This is a genomic window from Wenzhouxiangella sp. YN1 (assembly GCF_056324145.1).
Genome location: NZ_JBJNIO010000157.1, coordinates 123,533 through 144,026, shown reverse-complemented (window position 1 = coordinate 144,026; position 20,494 = coordinate 123,533). Strand labels below are relative to the sequence as shown.

The 20,494-nt window shown below is 64.0% G+C and carries 19 protein-coding genes and 1 pseudogene; 13 read left to right on the top strand and 7 right to left on the bottom strand.

Annotated features, from left to right (window positions below; translation table 11 throughout):
• Positions 1–95: 95 nt before the first annotated feature.
• Both rnhA and ACEWQZ_RS13550 read right to left on the bottom strand, forming a co-directional pair.
• Complete coding sequence (gene rnhA / locus ACEWQZ_RS13555; protein ID WP_476483637.1) at positions 96–539, bottom strand: ribonuclease HI; 444 nt, start codon at positions 537–539, stop codon at positions 96–98.
• Positions 536–1,144, bottom strand: coding sequence for a class I SAM-dependent methyltransferase (locus tag ACEWQZ_RS13550; RefSeq protein WP_476483636.1), 609 nt, complete (start codon positions 1,142–1,144; stop codon positions 536–538). Before ACEWQZ_RS13550 ends, rnhA begins: the two co-directional genes overlap by 4 nt.
• A 49-nt stretch (positions 1,145–1,193) precedes the next feature.
• Between ACEWQZ_RS13550 and gloB the strand changes: the two genes are divergently transcribed.
• Both gloB and ACEWQZ_RS13540 read left to right on the top strand, forming a co-directional pair.
• Positions 1,194–1,961: a hydroxyacylglutathione hydrolase gene (gene gloB, locus ACEWQZ_RS13545; RefSeq protein WP_476483635.1), complete on the top strand. Its 768-nt coding sequence runs from the start codon at positions 1,194–1,196 to the stop codon at positions 1,959–1,961.
• A 2-nt stretch (positions 1,962–1,963) separates the two neighbouring features.
• A complete protein-coding gene (locus tag ACEWQZ_RS13540) occupies positions 1,964–2,833 on the top strand; it encodes a cupin-like domain-containing protein (RefSeq protein WP_476483634.1) in 870 nt (289 codons plus the stop codon).
• A 161-nt stretch (positions 2,834–2,994) separates the two neighbouring features.
• Here ACEWQZ_RS13540 and ACEWQZ_RS13535 read toward each other — a convergent pair whose 3' ends face one another.
• A complete protein-coding gene (locus ACEWQZ_RS13535) occupies positions 2,995–3,846 on the bottom strand; it encodes a hypothetical protein (RefSeq protein ID WP_476483633.1) in 852 nt (283 codons plus the stop codon).
• Positions 3,847–3,959: 113 nt separating this feature from the next.
• On the opposite strand from ACEWQZ_RS13535, the gene ACEWQZ_RS13530 reads away from it, so the two are divergent.
• From ACEWQZ_RS13530 to metH, 3 genes and pseudogenes are all read left to right on the top strand, one after another.
• Positions 3,960–4,616 carry a Fe2+-dependent dioxygenase gene (locus tag ACEWQZ_RS13530; RefSeq protein ID WP_476483632.1) on the top strand — a complete coding sequence of 219 codons (657 nt, stop codon included), beginning with the start codon at positions 3,960–3,962 and terminating at the stop codon, positions 4,614–4,616.
• Positions 4,617–4,737: 121 nt separating this feature from the next.
• Complete coding sequence (locus ACEWQZ_RS13525) at positions 4,738–5,697, top strand: ArsR/SmtB family transcription factor (protein ID WP_476483660.1); 960 nt, start codon at positions 4,738–4,740, stop codon at positions 5,695–5,697.
• A pseudogene (metH, locus tag ACEWQZ_RS13520) lies at positions 5,694–9,403 on the top strand (methionine synthase). The gene ACEWQZ_RS13525 and the pseudogene metH overlap by 4 nt, the downstream one beginning before the upstream one ends.
• A gap of 181 nt (positions 9,404–9,584) precedes the next feature.
• Here the strand turns inward: metH and ACEWQZ_RS13515 are convergent.
• Together ACEWQZ_RS13515 and ACEWQZ_RS13510 are read right to left on the bottom strand one after the other, a co-directional pair.
• On the bottom strand, positions 9,585–10,178 hold the full coding sequence (locus ACEWQZ_RS13515) for a DUF2058 domain-containing protein (protein WP_476483631.1): 594 nt from the start codon (positions 10,176–10,178) through the stop codon (positions 9,585–9,587).
• Positions 10,179–10,199: 21 nt separating this feature from the next.
• Positions 10,200–10,910 (bottom strand): FKBP-type peptidyl-prolyl cis-trans isomerase, encoded by a 711-nt coding sequence (locus tag ACEWQZ_RS13510; RefSeq protein WP_476483630.1) that lies wholly within the window; start codon positions 10,908–10,910, stop codon positions 10,200–10,202.
• Between the two features lie 197 nt (positions 10,911–11,107).
• Between ACEWQZ_RS13510 and ACEWQZ_RS13505 the strand changes: the two genes are divergently transcribed.
• The 6 genes from ACEWQZ_RS13505 to ACEWQZ_RS13480 all read left to right on the top strand — a co-directional run bounded on the left by ACEWQZ_RS13505 (position 11,108) and on the right by ACEWQZ_RS13480 (position 16,389).
• Positions 11,108–11,374 carry a hypothetical protein gene (locus tag ACEWQZ_RS13505; protein WP_476483629.1) on the top strand — a complete coding sequence of 89 codons (267 nt, stop codon included), beginning with the start codon at positions 11,108–11,110 and terminating at the stop codon, positions 11,372–11,374.
• Positions 11,374–11,745 (top strand): GntR family transcriptional regulator, encoded by a 372-nt coding sequence (locus ACEWQZ_RS13500; protein ID WP_476483628.1) that lies wholly within the window; start codon positions 11,374–11,376, stop codon positions 11,743–11,745. The genes ACEWQZ_RS13505 and ACEWQZ_RS13500 overlap by 1 nt, the downstream gene beginning before the upstream one ends.
• Positions 11,742–12,626, top strand: coding sequence for an ABC transporter ATP-binding protein (locus ACEWQZ_RS13495; RefSeq protein WP_476483627.1), 885 nt, complete (start codon positions 11,742–11,744; stop codon positions 12,624–12,626). Before ACEWQZ_RS13500 ends, ACEWQZ_RS13495 begins: the two co-directional genes overlap by 4 nt.
• Positions 12,623–13,591, top strand: coding sequence for a hypothetical protein (locus ACEWQZ_RS13490; RefSeq protein WP_476483626.1), 969 nt, complete (start codon positions 12,623–12,625; stop codon positions 13,589–13,591). The genes ACEWQZ_RS13495 and ACEWQZ_RS13490 overlap by 4 nt, the downstream gene beginning before the upstream one ends.
• Positions 13,588–13,950, top strand: coding sequence for a hypothetical protein (locus ACEWQZ_RS13485; RefSeq protein WP_476483625.1), 363 nt, complete (start codon positions 13,588–13,590; stop codon positions 13,948–13,950). Before ACEWQZ_RS13490 ends, ACEWQZ_RS13485 begins: the two co-directional genes overlap by 4 nt.
• A gap of 135 nt (positions 13,951–14,085) precedes the next feature.
• Positions 14,086–16,389, top strand: a complete 2,304-nt coding sequence (locus ACEWQZ_RS13480; RefSeq protein WP_476483624.1) for a TIGR03032 family protein — start codon at positions 14,086–14,088, stop codon at positions 16,387–16,389.
• Between the two features lie 32 nt (positions 16,390–16,421).
• Here the strand turns inward: ACEWQZ_RS13480 and ACEWQZ_RS13475 are convergent, their stop codons facing one another.
• The gene (locus ACEWQZ_RS13475; protein WP_476483623.1) at positions 16,422–16,958 is read right to left on the bottom strand and encodes a hypothetical protein; all 537 of its coding nucleotides are present in this window, start codon (positions 16,956–16,958) and stop codon (positions 16,422–16,424) included.
• Between the two features lie 171 nt (positions 16,959–17,129).
• On the opposite strand from ACEWQZ_RS13475, the gene ACEWQZ_RS13470 reads away from it, so the two are divergent.
• Together ACEWQZ_RS13470 and ACEWQZ_RS13465 are read left to right on the top strand one after the other, a co-directional pair.
• Positions 17,130–19,316: a TonB-dependent receptor family protein gene (locus ACEWQZ_RS13470; RefSeq protein ID WP_476483622.1), complete on the top strand. Its 2,187-nt coding sequence runs from the start codon at positions 17,130–17,132 to the stop codon at positions 19,314–19,316.
• Positions 19,317–19,458: 142 nt separating this feature from the next.
• On the top strand, positions 19,459–19,779 hold the full coding sequence (locus ACEWQZ_RS13465; RefSeq protein ID WP_476483621.1) for a DUF4156 domain-containing protein: 321 nt from the start codon (positions 19,459–19,461) through the stop codon (positions 19,777–19,779).
• A gap of 143 nt (positions 19,780–19,922) precedes the next feature.
• Here ACEWQZ_RS13465 and ACEWQZ_RS13460 read toward each other — a convergent pair whose 3' ends face one another.
• A complete protein-coding gene (locus tag ACEWQZ_RS13460; protein WP_476483620.1) occupies positions 19,923–20,438 on the bottom strand; it encodes a type 1 glutamine amidotransferase domain-containing protein in 516 nt (171 codons plus the stop codon).
• Between the last annotated feature and the right edge of the window lie 56 nt (positions 20,439–20,494).

Sequence of the window (20,494 nt, the reverse complement as noted above, 5' to 3'; positions counted from 1 at the left end):
GAAAGCGTGAAGTGTTCAGTGTGAAGTGTAAAGAATCAAAACCAACAACACCAACAACATCCTCGCAACAATCTTCACACTTCACACTTCACACTTCACACTTCACACTCCGCCTTGGCGGCCCGGCTGGCCAGCTCGTCGGCGCGTTCGTTTTCCGGGTGCCCGCTGTGGCCCTTGACCCAGTCCCACTGAACTTCATGGCGCTGGCGCGCGCTGTCCAGTCGCTGCCACAGCTCGGCATTTTTCACCGGCTTTCTGGCTGCCGTCTTCCAGCCGTTCTTCTTCCAGTTGGTCATCCACTCGGTTATTCCCTTGCGCACGTACTGGGAATCGGTGGTCAACACGACCGTGCACGGTCGCTTGAGCGACTCCAGCGCCTGGATGGCCGCCATCAGCTCCATGCGATTGTTGGTGGTGGCCGGCTCGCCGCCGGACAGTTCACGTTCGTGGCCATTCCAACGCAGCAGCGCACCCCAGCCGCCGGGGCCGGGGTTGCCCAGGCAGGCGCCATCGGTCCAGATATGCACGGGTCGGCTCATGCGGCGCGACACTGGCTGGGCACGGCCGAACCGCCGCTCATCTGCGCACGGCTGAAACGCAGCGGCTCGATGTGGGCCGGCTCGGCGGGTTTGCGCGCCACCACCACCAGCACCGGCACCAGGCCCGGCACCAGGCCGCGCAGCTGGAGGCTTGCCGAAATCGATAGCTGCAGATCGCAACGGACGTGCATCCACTGAAACTGCGGCCAGCTCGGCAGCTTGAGCGCCGTTCGCCCCAGCTCCCGCCAGGCCAGGCGGTGCCAGGGGTTGGCGGAAACCGAAACCAGCGCGCCGCCGGGCCTGAGTACTCTCGCGGCCTCTTCCAGCAGATCGCCGCAGATGGCCGGCTGCCAGACGTGGCGCAGCAGCACCGCCGGCACACTGTCGTCTTCCAGCGGCCAGCAGTCCAGCCGGGCACGAAACGGCCAGCAACAGGTATGCGCGTCCACCAGCACGCGACGACGACGCAGGCCGGTGCGCGGTGAGGCGCTCGCCGTCGGTGCGACCTCCAGAATCCAGTTCGGGCGCGGCTGCGCGAAACCGGCTTCGACCAGGCGGGTCTCCAGGGCTTGCAGGGCGGCGAACCCGGCCGGCATGGCGCCCACGTTAGAATGCTTCTTGGACACTGTTCAAGGATACCAGACGGAGCCGAAGATGCCGCTGTCGATCGAAGCCATACCTGCCCTGGAAAGCAACTACATCTGGGCCCTGCATGATGGCCGCCACGCCCTTCTCGTCGACCCCGGCGAAGCCGCGGGGCCGCTGCGCTGGCTGGGCGACAAGAACCTGGACTTGACTGCGCTGCTGATCACCCACCACCACTGGGACCACACCGACGGCATTGACGGCATTCTCGGCGAACACGCGGTGCCGGTCTACGGTCCGGAAGACCAGCGTATTCCCCAGGTCGATCACCCGCTCGCGGAGGGCGACCGCGTTGACCTCGACGCGCCCGGGGCGCAGTTCGAGGTGCTGAGCGTGCCCGGGCACACCAGTATCCACCTGGCCTATTTCGGCCATCGCATGGTGTTGTGCGGCGACGCTTTGTGCTCGGCCGGCTGCGGCCGGCTGTTCGAGGGCACGCCCGAGCAGATGCTGGCCTCGCTCGACAAACTGGCAGCGCTGCCAGCCGACACGCGCGTTCTTTGCGCCCACGAATACACCCTGGCCAACTGCCGCTTTGCGCTGGCCGTCGAACCCGACAATGAAGATTTGCAGGCACGCGTCCGCGAAGTGACCGCGCTGCGCGAGAGCGGCGACATCACGCTGCCCTCGAGAATCGGCGCAGAGCGTCGCTTCAATCCGTTTCTGCGCACGCGCGAACCGACCGTGGTCAAGACGGTTCAGCGACATCAGCCCGGCTGCAGCAGTGACCCGGTCGCGGTCTTTGCCGCCCTGCGGCGCTGGAAGGACAACTTCTGATCATGGTCGACCTGACACCCGTGCCGCAGGTCGATCATGTCGATGCCACCACCTTCCAGCGCGGGTACAAGAAACCGGCGCGGCCGCTGATCGTCAAACGGCTGACCGAATCCTGGCCGGCGCGCCGCAAGTGGACCGCCGCGCACATGAAAGAACGCGCCGGCAAGGTGGTGGTGCCGCTCTACGACAGCCGACCATCGCGCGGCCACAAACACCAGCACGCGCCGGCTGCGCGGATGCCGCTGGCCGAATACGTGGAGCTGCTGGAAAGCGGTGAGAACGACCTGCGGCTGTTCTTCTTCAACTTCTTCAACACCATTCCCGACCTGACCGAAGACTTCGAGTATCCGCAGCTGGGGCTGAGGTTCTTCAAAAAGCTGCCGGTGCTGTTCATGGGCGGGAAGGGAGCGCGGGTACAGCTCCACTTCGATATTGATATGGCCGATATCCTGCTGTGCCACTTCGGCGGCCCCAAGCGGGTGTTGCTGTTCTCGCCCGAACAGACACCCTGCCTCTATCGCGTGCCGTTTTCCTTCAGCGCCCTGTTCGACGCCCGCGTCGACCGGCCCGACTACGACAGATATCCGGCGCTGCAACAGGTCGCGGGTCAGGTCGCCGAGCTCGAACACGGTGACGCGCTCTACATTCCGCCGGGCTGGTGGCACTTTGTGGAATACCGCGATATCGGCTTTTCGATGTCGCTGCGAGCCTTTCCGCGAACACCCGGCAACCTCGCGCGCATGCTCTACAACCTGCTGGTGCTGCGCAGCATCGACGGACTGATGCGCAAGACGGTCGGCCAGGCCTGGAACGATCGCAACGAACGCCGTGCCGTGGAGCGAACGCACCGGAGACTGGGGCTAATCGCGTAACCTGCGCAGCCGGATAGCGGGGGCCGATGGCTTTGGCTATCTGGCTCTTGGCTTCAAGACCGGGAAACCACGGAAGACACGGAGAGAAAATTCTTTCGAAGGATCTTCGAGATCCTTTTTCCGTGTATTTCCGTGTTTCCCGTGGTTACAAGGTTCTGGCTTTACTGATTCAGCCCCAGCGCTGCAAGCTCCACGCGAGCAGCGGCGCCGTAGAGCCGGCTGGCCTCACCATCGACGGTCTCGCCCGGGGCCAGCTTTGGCCACAGGTCGGCAAGATCGGCGATGATGGCCTCGACTCGCTCGATTACTTCGGGATCGTGGCGGCGCTGATCGTCCGGCAGCTCATCCAGGCGCGCCTTCGCAACCTGCGTGAATCCCCAGGCGTCCTGGTATTCGTGAACGTTGACCAGGCGACCGTCCTCGACGCCCATGGCGTATTCCTCGCCGGCGGTGCGCAGCAGGCTCATGACGCTGTAGAGCGCTTCGGCCAGCGTGGTGTCGGCGGCGCCTTCGGCCTGGCCGATGGCCTTGACCAGGGCCTGGTAGGCGCTTTCCACCTCGGCCTCGTCGGCATCGTTCTCTACGGCCGTGGCCAGGGCGGTCAACTGTTGGTCGAATGGCTGGCCGCCGCGCGCCTCGATGGCGGGCACAAGCCCGGCATAGAGTTCGTCGCGCGGATGCTTCATGTGCGTGCGGGCCATGTCGGCCCGGCCCTGCGAGTACAGCGCGAAGCCGGCGGCCAGGTGGCCGCGGATCAGACCCAGCCGCGTCAGGTAGGCGGGGTCGTCGGTCTTGATATCGACGGGCGCGGCGCCCTCGCCTTCGCCTTCACCCTCGCCTTCTCCGGCGTAGAGTTGACCGCCCTCGCCTTCGCCGGCACCCTGCGCGCTGGCTTGAGCCACCATGCCGGGGGTCATGTCAGGGTCAGGCACCGGCGCCTGATCGGTGGCCATGGCCGAGGTACCGAACAGAGCGACGCTCATGCCGATCCAGAGTTTTCTGCGCTCGTTCATTGGACTTGCTCCGGGCTGGTTCGGGAAAGACCTCGGAGACTCGCACAGATGCGATTGATTTTCAATACCAATTATTTCAGAATCATCGCCTTCCCCCGACCACCCGAGAGAACATGATCCTTCAGATCGCCGACGCCCTCACCGCAACCGACCGCGAGGCGGCGCTCGAAACCGTCGCCCGAGCCAGGTTCGTTTCCGGCGCCACTACCGCCGGACGCGTGGCCCGGACCGTCAAACACAACCTGCAGGCCGAGGATTCGACCGCCGTTCGCGGCCTGCTGGCATTCATCGAGCGCCGGCTGCGCGCCCACCCGCTCATCCAGTCGGCGGCCCGACCGAAAACCTTCGTCAAGCTGCTGCTCAGCCGCTATGAGCCCGGCATGGCCTACGGCAGCCACGTCGACAACGCCTTGATGCAGGGCGGGCGCTCTGACCTGAGTTTCACCCTGTTTCTGAACGAGCCGGGCAGCTACGAAGGCGGCGAGCTGATCATGGAAGACAGCAGCGGCGAACGCGCCTGGAAGCCGCCCGCCGGCAGCCTGCTGCTGTATCCCGCCAGCACCCTGCACCGCGTCAGCGAAGTCACTCGCGGCGAGCGCCTGGCCGTCGTCGGCTGGATCGAAAGCCGCGTACGCTCGGCCGGGGAGCGGGAAATCCTGTTCGATCTCGAGCGCGCGATGAGCGCTGAGTACGACCAGCGCGGCAAAACCGATCAGTACGATCGCCTCAGCAAATGCTTCAACAACCTGCTGCGGCGGTGGCTGGGCTGACCTTCCCGGGTTCGCACGGCTGAACCGGCGGGGGTGTACAGGGTGTTCTGCCCGGCCCATGCAGTCCGCCCCGGACTCGAATCGGCTTGAATCCAGCGCAGTATCCGGATAGCCTAGATATATCTTTCAATCGCGATACAAGGATATAGTCATCGATCTGGACCGTGTCGGAAGGCACTGTAGCCTGCTGGGAGACGCTACCCGGCTGCGGCTGCTGGCGCTACTCGAGACTCAGGAACTGACGGTTGCCGAGCTGGCGCAGACCGCGCGCCTGGCCCAGCCGCGCGTGTCAACGCACCTGGCGCGCCTGCGCGAGGCGGGCCTGGTGGTTGATCGGCGCGACGGCGTCTCGGTCTACTACCGCCTGAGCAATACTGATGACAACCCGGAGCTGCATCGCCTCTGGGCCCTGTTTCGCGACCAGCTCGATGACGCCGTGGTAGCGGCCGATGCCGAGCGAGTACCGGCGGTCATGGCCGAGCGCGCGACCGGGCGCAGCTGGCCCGACTGGGCCGCCGGCGACATGGAACGACACTATTCACCGGGGCGCACCTGGGAAGCCACGACCCATGCCCTGGTTCAGCTGCTGTCGCTCGGCCGAGTGCTCGATATCGCTTCCGGCGACGGCGTGCTGGGCGAGCTGCTGGCCGGGCATGCCAAGACCATCGACTGCATCGATGTTTCCGAAAAGGTCGTCGCGGCCGGGCGCGAACGGGTCAAGCCTTTTCCCAATGTAAACATCCATCTCGGCGACATGCACAACCTGCCGTTCGATGACAGAACCTTCGACACGGCCTTGCTCATGCATGCCCTGACCTACAGCGAGCAGCCGGGTGCGGCGCTGGCGGAAGCCGCGCGCACCATGCAGCCTGGCGGACGCCTGGTCGGGGCAACGCTGAACAAGCATCGCCACAGCGCCCACGTCAAGAGCTTTGGGCATGTCAACAACGGCTTTACCACCAGCGAGCTGTCCGGCCTGCTCGACGCGGCGGGATTGCGCTGCACGTTTTGCGAGGTCACCTCGATCGAACGCAAAACCCCGAACTTTGAAATCATCACTTTTCTGGCGGAGAAACCATGACTCAACTCAAATGGCACGATCCCGATCGCGTCAGCACGCTCAACGACACGGTCGCAGAGCGCATTCTGCTTCTGGACGGCGCGATGGGCACCATGATCCAGAACGAAAAACTCGACGAGGCGGCATTTCGCGGCGAGCGCTTTGCCGACCACGCCGACGACCTCAAGGGCAACAATGACCTGCTGGTTCTGACCCGGCCCGATCTCATCAGCCGGATCCATCAGGACTTTCTTGAGGTTGGCTGTGACCTGATCAGCACCAACACGTTCAACGCCAACCGCATCAGCCAGGCTGACTATGCGCTGACGGACTTCTCCGAGGAGATCAACCGTGAAGCCGCAAAGCTGGCTCGCGCTGCCTGCGACGCATCGGCCGAAAAGACCGGCCAGCCGCGCTTTGTCGTCGGCGTCATCGGGCCCACGACGCGCACTGCCTCGATTTCGCCGGACGTCAGCGACCCGGGTTTTCGCAACGTCGATTTTGCCACCCTGGCCGAAGCCTACCGCGAATCAGCCCGTGGTCTGCTCGACGGCGGCGCGGATCTGCTGCTGATCGAGACCATCTTCGACACCCTCAACGCCAAGGCGGCCATCTACGGCGTCTACGAAGAGTTCGAGCACCGCGGTGAGCGCTGGCCGCTGATGATCTCCGGCACCATCACCGACGCTTCGGGCCGCACCCTGTCGGGGCAGACACCCGAAGCCTTCTACTACTCCATCGAGCACGGTGAGCCGTTCTCGGTGGGCTTCAATTGCGCGCTCGGGGCCGAGCAGCTCAAACCGCACATGCGGTCGCTCGCGCGCGTGGCCGACCATCTGGTCTCGGCTCACCCCAACGCCGGGCTGCCCAACGAATTCGGCGAATACGATCAATCACCGGAGGTGATGGCCGAAACCATCGAAGCGTTCGCCAGCGAAGGGCTGGTCAACATCATCGGCGGCTGCTGCGGCACCACGCCCGAGCACCTGGCGGCAATTCGCCAGGCGATCGAAGGCCACTCTCCCCGTTCCATTCAGACCAAGAAGGCGGCATGAGCAACACTGAATCCAACAAGCGTTACACGCGACTGAGCGGTCTCGAACCGCTGGTCATCACACCTGAACTGAACTTCATCAACATCGGCGAGCGCACCAACGTCACCGGCTCGGCGCGCTTCAAGCGCCTGATTGCCGAAGACCGCTACGAAGAGGCGGTCGAAGTGGCCCTGCAGCAGGTCGAAAACGGCGCTCAGATCATTGACGTCAACATGGATGAGGGCCTGCTCGATTCCGAGGAGGCGATGACCCACTTCCTCAACATGATTGCCGGCGAGCCGGATATCTCCCGCGTGCCGGTGATGATCGACTCCTCCAAATGGAGCGTGATCGAAGCCGGCCTGCGCTGCCTGCAGGGCAAGGGCATCGTCAACTCGATCAGCCTCAGTGAGGGCGAAGAAGCTTTCCTGGAAGAAGCGCGCAAGATTCGCCGCTACGGCGCAGCGGTCGTCGTCATGGCCTTCAACGAAGAAGGCCAGGCCGATAACGCCGAAGACATGGTCGCCTATCTGTCCCGCGCCCACCGCCTGCTGGTCGAGGAAGCCGGCTTTCCACCGGAAGACATCATCTTCGACCCCAACGTGTTTCCGGTAGCCACCGGTATTCCCGAACATGACAACTATTCGGTCGAGTTCATCGAGGCGGCCAAAGAGCTCAAGAAACGATTCCCCGACTGCCACATTTCCGGCGGCGTATCGAACATGTCGTTCTCCTTCCGCGGCAACAACCCGGTCAGAGAGGCGATGCACTCGGTATTTCTCTACCACGCCACCCGGGCGGGCATGGACATGGGGATTGTCAATGCCGGTCAGCTGGCCGTGTATGACGACATCGACCCGGAGCTGCGCGAGCTGGTCGAAGACGTCGTTCTCAACCGTCGCTCCGACGCCACCGAGCGCCTGCTCGACGCAGCAGAAGAGTACAAGGGCGAAGGCAAGAAGGAAGAGCAGGACGAAGCCTGGCGCGACAAACCGGTGGCCGAGCGCCTGAGCTACAGCCTGGTCAAGGGAATCGACAAATATGTCGTCGAGGACACCGAAGAAGCGCGCCAGCAGTTCGACAAGGCGCTGGAGGTCATCGAAGGACCACTGATGGACGGCATGAACTACGTCGGCGACCTGTTCGGTGCCGGCAAGATGTTTCTGCCGCAGGTGGTCAAGTCCGCGCGCGTGATGAAAAAGGCGGTGGCTTATCTGGTGCCGTATCTTGAAGCCGAAAAGACCAGCCGCGAGAAGAAGGGCAAGGTGCTGCTCGCCACCGTCAAGGGCGACGTGCACGACATCGGCAAGAACATCGTCGGCGTGGTGCTCGGCTGCAACGGCTTCGACGTGCATGACCTGGGCGTGATGGTACCGGCCGAAAAGATTCTCGAGGAGGCGCGCAAGGAGGAGGTCGACATGATCGGTGTCTCCGGCCTGATCACGCCCTCGCTCGACGAAATGGTCGGCGTTGCCGAAGCCATGAATGAAGCGAAGTTCGAGATGCCGCTGCTGATCGGTGGCGCCACGACCTCACGCGCACACACCGCGCTCAAGATCGATCCGGCCTATCCGGGCCCGGTGTGCTGGGTCAAGGACGCGTCACGCTCGGTGGATGTCGTGCGCAAGCTTGCCAGCAATCAACACCGCGACGGCTACGCCGCCGAGATTCTGGCCGACTACGAGGAATACCGCGAGCGCAGCGCCAAGAAGCGCCGGCGCAAGCCGCTGATCTCCATCGAGGCGGCGCGCGAGAACGCCTTCCGCCCGGACTGGAGTGAACATCGACCCGAAAAGCCGAAACAGCCGGGCGTGCATGTTTACGAGGACTGGCCCATTGCCGACCTGGTCGAATACATCGACTGGACCCCCTTCTTCCAGACCTGGGAAATCAAGGGCCGCTACCCCGATATCCTCGAGGACGAGGATGCCGGCGAGGCCGCGCGCAGCCTGTTTCGCGACGGCAAGGACATGCTTCAGCGCATCATCGACAACAACTGGCTCACGGCGCGCGCCATTTGCCAACTGTGGCCGGCCGCGCGTGATGGTGACGACGTGCTGTTCTATACCGACGAGTCACGCAGCGAGATCGCCGAGCGCATGGTCATGCTGCGCCAGCAGGCCGACAAACCTTCGGCCAACCTGTGTCTGTCGGACTTCGTGGCCGACGCCGACAGCGGTATCGAGGACTGGGTCGGCCTGTTTGCAGTCACCACGGGCATCGGCCTGGAGGAAGCCCTCGAGCAGTTCCCGGAAACCGACGACTACAGTCGGATTCTTCTGCAGTCAATGGCAGATCGCCTCGCCGAAGCGCTGGCCGAGGCGCTGCACGTCAAGGTGCGCCGCGAAATCTGGGGTTACGCCGCCGACGAGGCGCTGGACAACGAGGAGCTGATCCGCGAGAAATACCGCGGCATCCGACCAGCTCCCGGTTACCCGGCCTGCCCCGACCACAGCGAAAAACAGAAGCTGTTCGAGATGCTGGATGTGACCAACAAGATCGGCATGGAGCTGACCGACGGCTTTGCCATGAAACCGATGGCCGCCGTCAGCGGCTATTACTTCGGGCACCCCGAAAGCAAATACTTCGTGGTGGGCAATCTAGGCAAGGATCAGGTGGAAGACTACGCCCGGCGCAACGACCTCAGCGTGGCCGAGGCGGAGAAGTACCTGCGACCAAACCTGGATTACTGATCACGCCGGGCCGGGCGCCAATGGTACCGGCCGCGCGCAGGTTTCGCGCAGCGCCACCAGAGGCGTAGCGCCGCAGACTTGATCGGGCCGCATCAGCGGCCCGATCCTTCCTGCCTTCTCCGTATGCTGGTCGCGCTGCGTGCTGCCCTTCGCGATACCGGCATCCACCGGGTGCCGGACACTACCAGATCAGATCATCCGGCACGGGCGGATAGTGGCTGCCGTCATCCTCGGGCTCGTCGCGGCCTTCCAGGTCGGGCACCAGATCCGGGGCAACCTCGCGGTACTTTTCCAGGGTATCGAGCGCGACCAGCAGATAGGATCCGCGCAGGTTGACCACCCCGATGTCGCCGCGGTTGAGCTGCTCGCGCTGCTCGGGCGTGCACAGCACGCGCCGGATGCGGCCGATGTGCTCGAAATAACGCGGCACCTCCGCATCCTTGCGATTGAGGGTGTTGCCCTTGATGATGGAATCCAGCTGGAGGTTGCGGCGACGGCGCGCTTCCTGCTCGGCAACGCGACGCTGCCTGGCGGCCTCTTTTTCCTGTGCCTCGGCCTTGCGACGGGCGTCGTAGGCCCGCGCCAGGTCAGAGCGCCCGGCATCTTTCCTGCCCGCGGTACGCTTTTTCTTTTTCCTGCCGGAACCGCCGCGGCCGCGGGTCTTGCCCGCCCCGGCCTCGGCGGCACCGGGCTTGCCCCGGCGCCGGCGGCTCTTCTCGACCTGTTTTTCGTCAGCCAGCCCTGCCTTGAGCAGGGCGTCCTGCAATGTCCCCATGGCGATTCTCGAGGCTGCCGGTCAGTTTCCGGACTCGCTGTCGGCCACTTCCAGCAGCTCGACTTCGAAGATCAGGGTGGAGTTGGGGCCGATCGGGCCGGGTCGCCCCTGATCGCCATAGGCCAGATCCGAGGGGATGAAGAATTCGTAGGTGGCACCCTCGGACATCAGCTGAAGCCCTTCGGTCCAGCCGGGAATCACCTGATTGAGAGCAAAGGTGGCAGGCTCGCCCCGATCGCGGGAGCTGTCGAACTTGGTGCCGTCGATCAGTGTTCCGGTGTAGTGGACGGTCACGCGATCCTCGGCTGCCGGGCTGGTACCCTCGCCTTCTTCGATCACGCGGTACTGCAGACCCGAGTCGGTCACCATGACCTCATCGCGCTGGGCATTTTCCGCGAGAAAGGCCTCGCCTTCTTCACGGTTGCTGGCAGCCTCTTCCTCGCGCTGCGCTTCCATCTGCTGCTGACGGCGCTGCATGAACGCCTCGCGCTCGGCCAGGGCTTCTTCGCTGGTCATGCGGGTTTCTTCACCGCTGTAGCTGGCCCGCAGGGCTTCAATGAGCAGGTCCAGATCAAGATCCATGTCCTGTTCGGCCAGGGATCCGCCGATATCCATGCCAATGGTGTAGCTGAGGCGTTCTTCAGGCGTCTCGAGTGAGCCGTCTTCGGCCACAGCCGCGGTCGAAATACTCGCGGCCAGCACGGAGCCGGCCAGAATTCGGGCGATTTTCATGGGTTGGAACTCCTTGGATAGGGGAATGGAAATCCTGAATGAGCTTGTGACCCGCGCGAAGCGGACCAGTTCCGTCGCGAAGTCTATCAGATCGGTCAGGCGGGCTCGGTGCAGCTTGCCCCGATTAAAAGGCCTTGACTCCGTAATGGTGTTTTACTAGACTAATACACCAACACGACGGCCATAAGGAGCTGACCATGTTGCCGATTGCAAAACGCCACCGACTCGTCATACCCCACCGCCTGGCGCTGACCGCCGCGGCAGTATGCCTGATCCTGTCCTTTACTGCCGACCGCTCCGATCCCGATGGGCAACTGCAGGCCGAGCACGGCAGCCACATGGAACGAATCGAAACCATCGACAGCAGCGCGGAGGCAATTCGCCAGCACGAGGCCGGCAGCAGCACAAGGCGCAGCGGGCGGCTGCGGCTGCTGCCCTGGTTCTCCGGTTTGATGCGCTGGTGATGGCCCCCAGCTGGGACGACAACCAGCCCATCTACTGGCAGCTGCGGGAAAAAACCGTGGCCGCCATCATCGACGGCACCCTGCCTGAGGGCGAACCGCTGCCGTCGGTACGCCAGGTGGCAGTGGACTTCCAGATCAACCCGCTGACGGTTTCGAAAGCCTATCAGTCGCTGGTCGACGACGAGCTGGTCGACAAGCGTCGCGGGGTGGGCCTGTTCGTGCGCGAGGGCGCGCGCAGCCAACTGCTCGAGAGCGAGCGCAACCGCTTTCTCAACGAAGAGTGGCCGCGCCTGGCCCGTCGCATCGAAACCCTGGGGCTGTCGATTGAAGATCTGCTGGCCGCCCGCCAAACCAAGGAGAGCGACTCATGACCCTTAGCATTCACGCGCGCAATCTCAAACGCCACTACGGCAGCAACCGGGCGGTTGACGGTATTGACCTGGCCATTCCCGCCGGCCGGATCGTTGGCCTGATCGGGCCCAACGGCGCCGGCAAGACCACGGCATTGAAAGCCATCCTCGGACTGACGCGCTTCGAGGGCGACCTGCAGGTTCTGGGCCGCCGACCCGACAAGGACCGTGCCCGCTTGATGGAAGAGGTCTGCTTTATCGCCGACGTGGCCGTGCTGCCACGCTGGGCGCGCGTGTGGCAGGTCATCGAAATGAGCGAGCGCCTGCATCCGCGGTTCTCCCGCGAGCGTTGCATGCACTATCTCAACAACACCCGGGTCAGGCTCGACAGCAAGGTCAAGGCCTTGTCAAAAGGCATGGTGGTACAGCTGCACCTGGCGCTGGTCATGGCCATCGACGCCAAGCTGCTGGTACTCGACGAGCCCACCCTGGGCCTGGATATCCTGTTCCGCAAGCGCTTCTATTCCAACCTGCTCAACGAGTACTTCAACGAGCAGCGAACCATTCTGATCACGACGCACCAGGTCGAGGAGGTCGAACACATCCTGACCGACCTGTTGTTCATCAAGGACGGCAAGCTGGTGGTCAACGCCACCATGGACGCGGTGCACGAACGCTATTGCGAAGTCATGGCCAAGCCGGAGCATGTCGAGGCAGCTCGCGCCATGAGCCCGATTCACGAGCGCGTGCTGTTCGGGCGACACATCTTTCTCTTTGACGGCGCCGATCCCGAGCGTCTGAGTGCGATCGGAGAACTGCACCGCCCCAGCATTGCCGACCTGTTCGTGGCTCTGATGGGCGAGGAGTACAACCACGGCCACAGCGCGGGAGAAGCAGCATGAGCACACGGCAAATTTCCACCCTGTGGGCGCTGATGCGGCGCGAGCTCTGGGAAAGCCCGGGCGCGTTCAAATGGGCGCCGATCTCGATCCTGGGCCTGACCCTGTTCTTCATTGTCTTCGGGCTCATCCTCGGTTCGCGTTTCGACAACGAAATGGCTTTCACGCTGGACGCCATCCGGCAGTTTGCCGGCGTGCCGGCCGAGCAGCGGCAGCTGTTTGTCACCGGCGCCCTGTTCACGGTCTCGGCGCTGTTCTTCCAGGTGCTGCTGCTGGTGCTGCTGTTCTACCTTTCCAGCTGCCTCTACGATGAGCGCAAGGATCGCTCGATCCTGTTCTGGAAATCGCTGCCCGTCTCCGACACGATGACGGTGGCCTCGAAAGTGCTGACCGCCTGCCTGCTCGCGCCGGCGATCTACCTGATCGTGGTCATCATCACCCAGCTCATCGTGCTGCTGATTGCCACCGGCTTCGGCCTGATGGCCGGCATCAACCCGTTGACCACTTTCTGGCTGCCGGCCAGCCTGCCGAAGCTGTGGCTCGTGATGGCGCTTGGCCTTCTGATTCAGGGGTTGTGGCTTCTGCCGATTTACGCCTGGCTGGCATTCTGCTCGTCCTGGGCTCCGCGGGTGCCGATTCTCGTGGCCGTGGCCGTACCCGCCGTGCTCGCACTGCTGCAACACGCCTGGAGCCTGCTGTCGAGCTTCAGCCTGCCCGGGATCAATGTCGGCCTGATCCTCCTCAAGCGCCTGGGCAGTGGCATTCTGCCAACCAACATCAGCTGGCGCGTGGAGTCCGGCGGCGACACTGCTGACCTGGCGGATGTCGAGTTCAGCGAAGACTTGTTCATGAGCTTTTCCAACAGCCTGGATTACCTGCTGCGCCCGGACATGTGGATCGGCATCGGCATTGCGCTGGCGCTGCTGGCCGGGGCCGTCTGGTTCCGCCGCCGTGCGACCGACAGTTGAACCGCTGGGCTGTCGTGGTGGCCATTCCGACGTCGATCGCCACGCCGATCCTGGCCGCGCTGCTGGCCGGCGCATTCGTGCCCGCCTGGTCGGACGGCAGCTGGACTGCCACGGCCGGCGCCGCCCTGGCAGCCGCGGCACCCCTGGTTTTTCTGCTCGCCTTCCGCCGGCGGCGGGGGAGCCTCAACGGGCACCCGCTGATCGTGTCCGTCCTCAGCGGCCTGGGCTGTGTTGTGGTGATGGTTGCTGAAACCCGCGCCGGCCCGGCGCCGGGCGGGCCTCTGTTCCTCTCGCTTTTCGCGCTGGCGGTCTGGATGCTCTGGCAGCGTGGACAACGATCGCGGTCCGAACAACGCTGAGCGCAGTCATCGGCCGTTGGCTGGCCCGAGCGGCGCAGTCACCGCGTTGCATTCCGTGGCACGATTGGCCGACGATCTGCGTTATCAACAGTTCTGAGGAACACGCCCAACTGACCGGACCGCGGGATACTGCTCATGCAACTCGACTCTCCTTTCATTCGCCTGCCCTATCGCTTCGATGCGGCAACCGTCCGCGCGGAGATCGACGCCGTGGCGCCTACCGACGCCTGGCAGGCCCATCCGCGCGGGCTTGCCGGTCATCACGTGCTTCCGCTCGTCACCGCCGACGGCGGCGACGACGCCGGTCGCCTGGAGGGCAGCATGCAGTCCACCGCCTGGCTCGAAAAGCTGCCGTCACTGAAGACCATGCTCGGGGCGCTGGACACCATCGTGGGGCGTGCGCTCCTGGTTCGGGTGGAGCCATCGCAATCGGCCGAGCGAACGGTTGATGCCGGCGCCTACTGGCACCGCCGCTGTCGCGTGTTCATGGTCATTTCCGGAGGCGACGGCGCCGAATGGCGCTGCGGCAACAGTTCGGCGACCATCCCGAACGGCCAGGCCTGGTTGATGGATGGCTGGCGAGGCTACGACTACACCGCCGCTGAAGATGCCGGGCTGATCTATCTGGCGGTCGATACCGTCGGCTCGGGTACCTTCCGGTCAACGATGAAGTCTGCCGATCGCCCGCTGGATGCCGCCCGGGAAGCAGGCATGAGTCCGCGTCAGATCAACCTCAAATCCACGACCGTAGCGCTCGATACCGAGACCGTGCGCGTCAACCGCGTGATGTCGCCGTGGGAAATGGAAAGCCTGATCGAAGACATCATGGCCGAGCTCAGACCGCTTGTTCCGCCGAATGCAGCCCATCTGCCCAAGCTGGAGGCGGCCCTGGAGCAGTACCTGAACCAGTGGCAGGGCATCCACGCGCGCCACGGCGACGACGACGCCGGCGATCCGGCTTACCGACAGGCGATGGAGCAGCTCGTTGCTCAAGCAGGCATGTTCGCCGGTAACTGGCGCCTGCCCAACGGCCTGGACGTGGCCCAGGCGCTGTATCAGACGGTGGTGGTCGGGGCACTGCGTGACGCTGAGGGCAAGCCGGTCGTTGTCGTTCCGCCCGGAATGAAGGCCGGGAAACCAGACGAGGCGACAGCACCACTGCCCCCGGCACCGCCAGCCGACCTGCAGCAGCCTGAAAACGATCCGCTGGCAGGCGCGCAAGACGTCCCCGGCGCTGCGCACCCGCAACCGGAGCCCGCCATCGGCGCGCCCAGCCGTACGCCACAGCCACCGGCACGAGCCGCTCAATCGCCCGCGCCCGGAACGGCCCACGCCGGTGCCGACCACCCGGCCGGCGCCAACGTCAACGACCCGGAGCACTCGCCCCTGCGCAGCGTGCACACGGCCAGCCTGCCGAAACTGCTGCAGCAGGCTGCAAGCTCATTGCTCGTGAGCACCTATCAGGCCGGCAAATTGGTGATCGTGCGCGAGAACGAAGGCAAGCTCAACACCCACTTTCGCGTCTACAACCGCCCGATGGGCCTGGCCCACGACGGCGGACGCATGGCGCTGGGCACGGCGTTGTCGGTGGAGTACTACCGGAACATGCCGGAGGTGGCCCGCAAACTCGAGCCGCAGGGACGCCACGATGCCGCCTTTCTGCCCCGGCACGGCCACATCACCGGCAATATCGACATCCACGAGATGGCCTGGGCCGGCGACGAGCTGTGGCTGGTCAACACCCGCTTTTCCTGCCTGTGCACGCTCGACAACGAGCACAGCTTCGTGCCGCGGTGGCGGCCGAAATTCATCTCCGGCTACGCCCCGGAGGACCGCTGCCATCTCAACGGCCTGGAGGTTGTCGACGGCCGGCCGAAGTATGTCACCGCCCTGGGCACCTCCGACATCGCCGGCGGATGGCGCGAAAACAAGGCCGGCGGCGGCGTGCTGATCGATATCGAATCCGACGAGATTATCTGCCGCGGCCTGTCGATGCCGCACTCGCCGCGCTGGTATCAGGACAAGCTCTGGGTACTCGAGTCAGGCAACGGCACCCTGGCCACGGTCGACCCGGCCAACGGCCAGCTCGAAACCGTGGCCGAGCTGCCGGGCTTCACCCGCGGGCTCGACTTTCTCGGACCCTATGCCTTCGTCGGTCTGTCACAGGTGCGCGAATCGGCCGTGTTTTCCGGCATTGCACTCACTGAGCGACTCAGCGAACGCAACTGCGGCGTGTGGGTCGTCGATATCCGCTCGGGGCAGACGGTCGGCCTTCTGAAGTTCGAGGATGCGGTGCAGGAAGTCTTCGCGGTCTCGGTTCTCGGCGGCATGCGCTTCCCCGAGGTGCTCGGCGGCAACGACAAGCATCTGGCCCTGAGCTATGCCCTGCCGGACGAAGCGCTCAAGGAAGTTGTGCAAGCACAACCCACCGCGCCCTGAAGCGGCTGAATGCAACCTGCTTTGATGCCGGGTTAGTAACCCGTCGCCTTCTCTTCGGGGTCTTTCAGCTTCGCGCGCCGGAACCAGTGGACGCGACATTCCAGACCGCGCGGGCTGCGCCCGATATAGACGAACTCGATCCGTGGCCACACCGGCATCCGGCCGGTCTCGCCGAAGCGCTTGTTTTCCAGCTCCAGCAACACGCCGATGCAGGGCCAGTCGTGCCTGCGGGCATCCTCCTCCAACAAGCGTACGCTCTTGCGAAGCAGGTTGTAGACGAGTCGGGTATGTCGCCACTGCGGCGCAACGTAGCTTCGATAGTAATAAACCGGCTGCCCCAGTTGATCGGGCCACTGCGGTACGGCCGTGCCCACCGCCGCGATCCTGCCCTCGCCATCGCGCGCGAACATCACCACCTGACTGACGCGCCGGCGCGGGTCCTGGCCACCGGGAAGCGCCTTCTCCCGGCGCCAGAACGCGACGATCTCAGCGGCATCCGAGTTGGTCAGATTCGCCCAACCCTGATGATAGGTGAGCCCGTTCAATCCGCCTCCGATGGCCTGATTCATGGCCCTGCGCTCTTTTTTGACAACAGTAATGCTTTAACGAGATTTCAGCTCCGACTCCGCCAGCCGCCAGGCGGAAACAAACGCGGTTGCTTATGCAAATCATTTTCATTTAGAATTGCGCCGCGCTACTCAAATCCACCCTGAAACCTCGACCAAGAAAGGAGCAACTTCGTGATCAGACCCCTTCTGCTCACCGGCCTGGCCCTGAGCATTGCCGCCCCCGGGTACGCCCGGGATCCCAACGAGCCCCCCCAATCACAGGCTCAAGTGCGCCCGGCCGATGAAAGCGCGCCGCTCGCACTCATGCTGCCCGACCGGGTACGCGTGGTCGGCAGCCGCGAAGACGCCCGCCAGACGGCCGGAACCAGCGCCGTCATCGATCCACAGCAGCTGCAAATCGAAGCGCAGACCGACGTCAATCAGCTGCTCAAGACGGTGCCAGGCGTCTATATTCGCGAGGAAGACGGACAGGGCCTGCGGCCCAATATCGGCATTCGTGCCGCCGCCGGCGGCCGCTCGAGCAAGCTCACGCTACTCGAAGACGGGGTACTGATCGCACCGGCGCCCTACTCGAACCCGGCGGCCTATTATTTCCCCCAGGCCTTCCAGATGCACGCCGTCGAAGTGCTCAAGGGCGCACCGCTGCTCAGATACGGCCCGCAGACGACCGGTGGGGTGATCAACCTGGTCAGCACACCGATTCCCACCGACACCAGCGGTCGCATTCTGACCACTCTGGGAGAGAACAGCGAGCACAACACGCACGCCTGGCTGGGCGGGCGCGAAGGCGGTTTTGGCTGGCTGGTCGATACCGTCTATCGCAGCAGCGAGGGCTTCAAGGACATTGATCGCAGCAGCCGCGACACCGGTTTCGACATCCAGAGCTACATGCTCAAGTTCGGCTGGACCGGCGGGCGCCACAGCCTGCTCGCCAAGGCCCAATACTCCGAGGAGACCTCGAACGAAACCTATACCGGCCTGACCGACGCCGATTTCGAACGTAACCCCAACCGGCGGTCCGGCCTGTCGGAGCCGGATCAGATGAATAATGACCACCAGGGCTTTTCGCTGACCTGGGACTTCGACCTGAGCGATCAGCTGACGTTGTCGGCACTCGCCTACCACAACGAATTCGCGCGCGACTGGTTCAAGGGCAGCTTCGGCGCTCTCGTCGATGCCGCCAATGCCGGCGACGACCACGCTCTGGGCGTACTTCATGGTGAAATCGATGCCCAGGATCTGACCTACAAGCACAACAGCCGCGAGTACGAGTCTTACGGACTGGAGCTGGAAGTCGACGCCCGGCTGGCCGATCATCGCCTGCTCATCGGCGCACGTGACCACAGCGACCGCATGGACCGTTTCCAGCCCGCAGAAGTATACGACCAGATCAACGGTCAGCTGGTTCTACAGGATCGAATCTCCCCCACCGGCGGCAACAACCGTCTTGAAGGCGCCGACGCCCAGGCCTTCTGGGCGCTCGATCAGTGGCAGCTCACACCCGACTTCCGGCTTGATCTGGCGCTGCGATACGAAGATGCGGAAACCTATCGACGACAATTCGACACGCCGGATCGCTCCGACCTGCCGGCACGACGTCAAAGCAGCGCCCGCGAGTGGCTGCCGGGTGCCTCGCTGACCTGGGACTTCAGCGAGCAGAATCAGCTGCTTGCCGGTGTACACCGTGGCTTTGCACCGCTGGGCGGCGGCGCCAAAGAAACCGACGAGCCGGAAACCAGTCTCAACTACGAGCTCGGCTGGCGCCACTTCCGCAACAACCTGTTTGTGGAGCTGGTCGGCTTTTACAGCGACTTCGAAAACCAGGCAGAGGTCTGCTCCAACGCAAGCCCCTGCAGCAATGGTGCCACCAGCGGCAGCTTCGTGACCGGCGAGGCCGTGGTCAAGGGCGTCGAGTTCCAGCTTGGCAACGAATGGCGCAGCGGTGGCCTGACCATCCCGCTGAGCTTCAACTACACCTACAGCAGCGCAAAGATCAGCGCCGACAACGTGGTCTCCGGCGTCTCCGATGGCGACAAGCTGGCCGATATTCCCGAAAACATCTTCAGCCTGCGCCTTGGCTTCGAGCATGCCTCCGGATGGGACAACCACTTTGTCGCCAAGTACATGGACGAGACCTGCGTCCAGGTCGGCTGCAATCGAACCGGTGACCCCTTCGCTCGCACCGAGTCCCTGCTCGTGGTCGACTGGATCTCGCGCTACGCCATCAATGAAAGCGTGACCGCCTTCGTCAAGGTCGACAACGTGCTCGATGAACAGGTCATCATCTCGCGCCTGCCCCACGGTGCTCGCCCCAACAAGCCGCGCACCGGCATGGTCGGCATCGACTATCGCTTCTGACCGCTCGGGCAGCCGTTCTGCGGCGAAGCCCGGCCCGCCGCGCGGCGGGCCGGGCTTCGCCGCTGACCGGGTTGACGCTTGCACTGCAGTGCACCTATCGTGATGCTCCCATGACCCTCCCCGACACAGAAGGCCTTCCAGAATGAAACATGCACTGCTTGTCTGCGGCTCGGTTCTGATGCTGACCTTTGGCTGCAGCTGGGTGGAGCTTGACCCGGGCGCCGATAGCGTGCGCCTGGTTGAAAGCTCCAGAGCCAGCAACTGCGAACGCCTGGGCGTGACCACCACTTCCGTGCGCAGCCGGGTGGCCGGCGTCGAACGCAGCGCGGACAAAGTGGCTGGGGAACTGGCAGACCTGGCGCGCAACAGCGCCCGGGAACTCAATGGCGACACCATCGTCGCCGATGGCCCGCTGCGCGACGGTGAACAGCGGTTCATCATCTACCGCTGCCGCAAGCGCTAGGAAACTGCCGGAGAGCTGCTGCACGAGTGTCTGACGGCGTCCTGCGGTACTCGAAATGCTCATGTATCGATCTGTACACTCCGGCTTCTGCGTTCCGGCGAACACCGTCAGACACTCGCTCGCTACGCTCTCCGTCAGTTTCCTTAGTCCAGGGCGGAGAGGATCGCCTTGCAGAAGGCCGGCAGGTCATCGGGGACGCGGCTGCTGATCAGATTGCCATCGACGACGACTTCTTCGTCGACCCAGTCAGCGCCGGCGTTGACCATATCGTCGCGAATCGAGGCAAACGAAGTAGCCCGTTTGCCGCGGATGATGTCGGCCGAAACAGCCATCCAGCCGCCGTGGCAGATCCAGGCCACCGGCTTGCCGGCCGCGTTCGCGGCGCGTACCAGATCGACCATGCTGCGATGCCGGCGCATTCGATCCGGCGCCATGCCGCCGGGAATTACCACGGCATCAAAATCATCGGCCTTGACCCTTGATGCGTCGGCATCGACCCTGACCGGATAGCCCTTGCCGCTGTGGTATTCATCCTTGCCGGCACCGAGCACCGAAACCTTCGCGCCGGCCTCGATCAGGCGCAGCCGCGGATAATGCAGCTCCAGTTCCTGATAGTCGTCTTCGGCGAGAATCGCGATGTGCTTGTTGCTGATGGTCATTCATGCCTCCTGTCGAGAGTGCTGTATGACAGTAATGCATGCGCATCGGTGAAGAA

What these genes read in the sequence shown, in the direction of transcription:
- rnhA (WP_476483637.1), bottom strand. Translation starts at nt 539, where the DNA reads ATGAGCCGACCCGTGCATATCTGGACCGATGGCGCCTGCCTGGGCAAC.
- gloB (WP_476483635.1), top strand. Translation starts at nt 1,194, where the DNA reads ATGCCGCTGTCGATCGAAGCCATACCTGCCCTGGAAAGCAACTACATC.
- ACEWQZ_RS13540 (WP_476483634.1), top strand. Translation starts at nt 1,964, where the DNA reads ATGGTCGACCTGACACCCGTGCCGCAGGTCGATCATGTCGATGCCACC.
- ACEWQZ_RS13535 (WP_476483633.1), bottom strand. Translation starts at nt 3,846, where the DNA reads ATGAACGAGCGCAGAAAACTCTGGATCGGCATGAGCGTCGCTCTGTTC.
- ACEWQZ_RS13530 (WP_476483632.1), top strand. Translation starts at nt 3,960, where the DNA reads ATGATCCTTCAGATCGCCGACGCCCTCACCGCAACCGACCGCGAGGCG.
- ACEWQZ_RS13515 (WP_476483631.1), bottom strand. Translation starts at nt 10,178, where the DNA reads ATGGGGACATTGCAGGACGCCCTGCTCAAGGCAGGGCTGGCTGACGAA.
- ACEWQZ_RS13510 (WP_476483630.1), bottom strand. Translation starts at nt 10,910, where the DNA reads ATGAAAATCGCCCGAATTCTGGCCGGCTCCGTGCTGGCCGCGAGTATT.
- ACEWQZ_RS13505 (WP_476483629.1), top strand. Translation starts at nt 11,108, where the DNA reads ATGTTGCCGATTGCAAAACGCCACCGACTCGTCATACCCCACCGCCTG.
- ACEWQZ_RS13500 (WP_476483628.1), top strand. Translation starts at nt 11,374, where the DNA reads ATGGCCCCCAGCTGGGACGACAACCAGCCCATCTACTGGCAGCTGCGG.
- ACEWQZ_RS13495 (WP_476483627.1), top strand. Translation starts at nt 11,742, where the DNA reads ATGACCCTTAGCATTCACGCGCGCAATCTCAAACGCCACTACGGCAGC.
- ACEWQZ_RS13490 (WP_476483626.1), top strand. Translation starts at nt 12,623, where the DNA reads ATGAGCACACGGCAAATTTCCACCCTGTGGGCGCTGATGCGGCGCGAG.
- ACEWQZ_RS13480 (WP_476483624.1), top strand. Translation starts at nt 14,086, where the DNA reads ATGCAACTCGACTCTCCTTTCATTCGCCTGCCCTATCGCTTCGATGCG.
- ACEWQZ_RS13475 (WP_476483623.1), bottom strand. Translation starts at nt 16,958, where the DNA reads ATGAATCAGGCCATCGGAGGCGGATTGAACGGGCTCACCTATCATCAG.
- ACEWQZ_RS13465 (WP_476483621.1), top strand. Translation starts at nt 19,459, where the DNA reads ATGAAACATGCACTGCTTGTCTGCGGCTCGGTTCTGATGCTGACCTTT.
- ACEWQZ_RS13460 (WP_476483620.1), bottom strand. Translation starts at nt 20,438, where the DNA reads ATGACCATCAGCAACAAGCACATCGCGATTCTCGCCGAAGACGACTAT.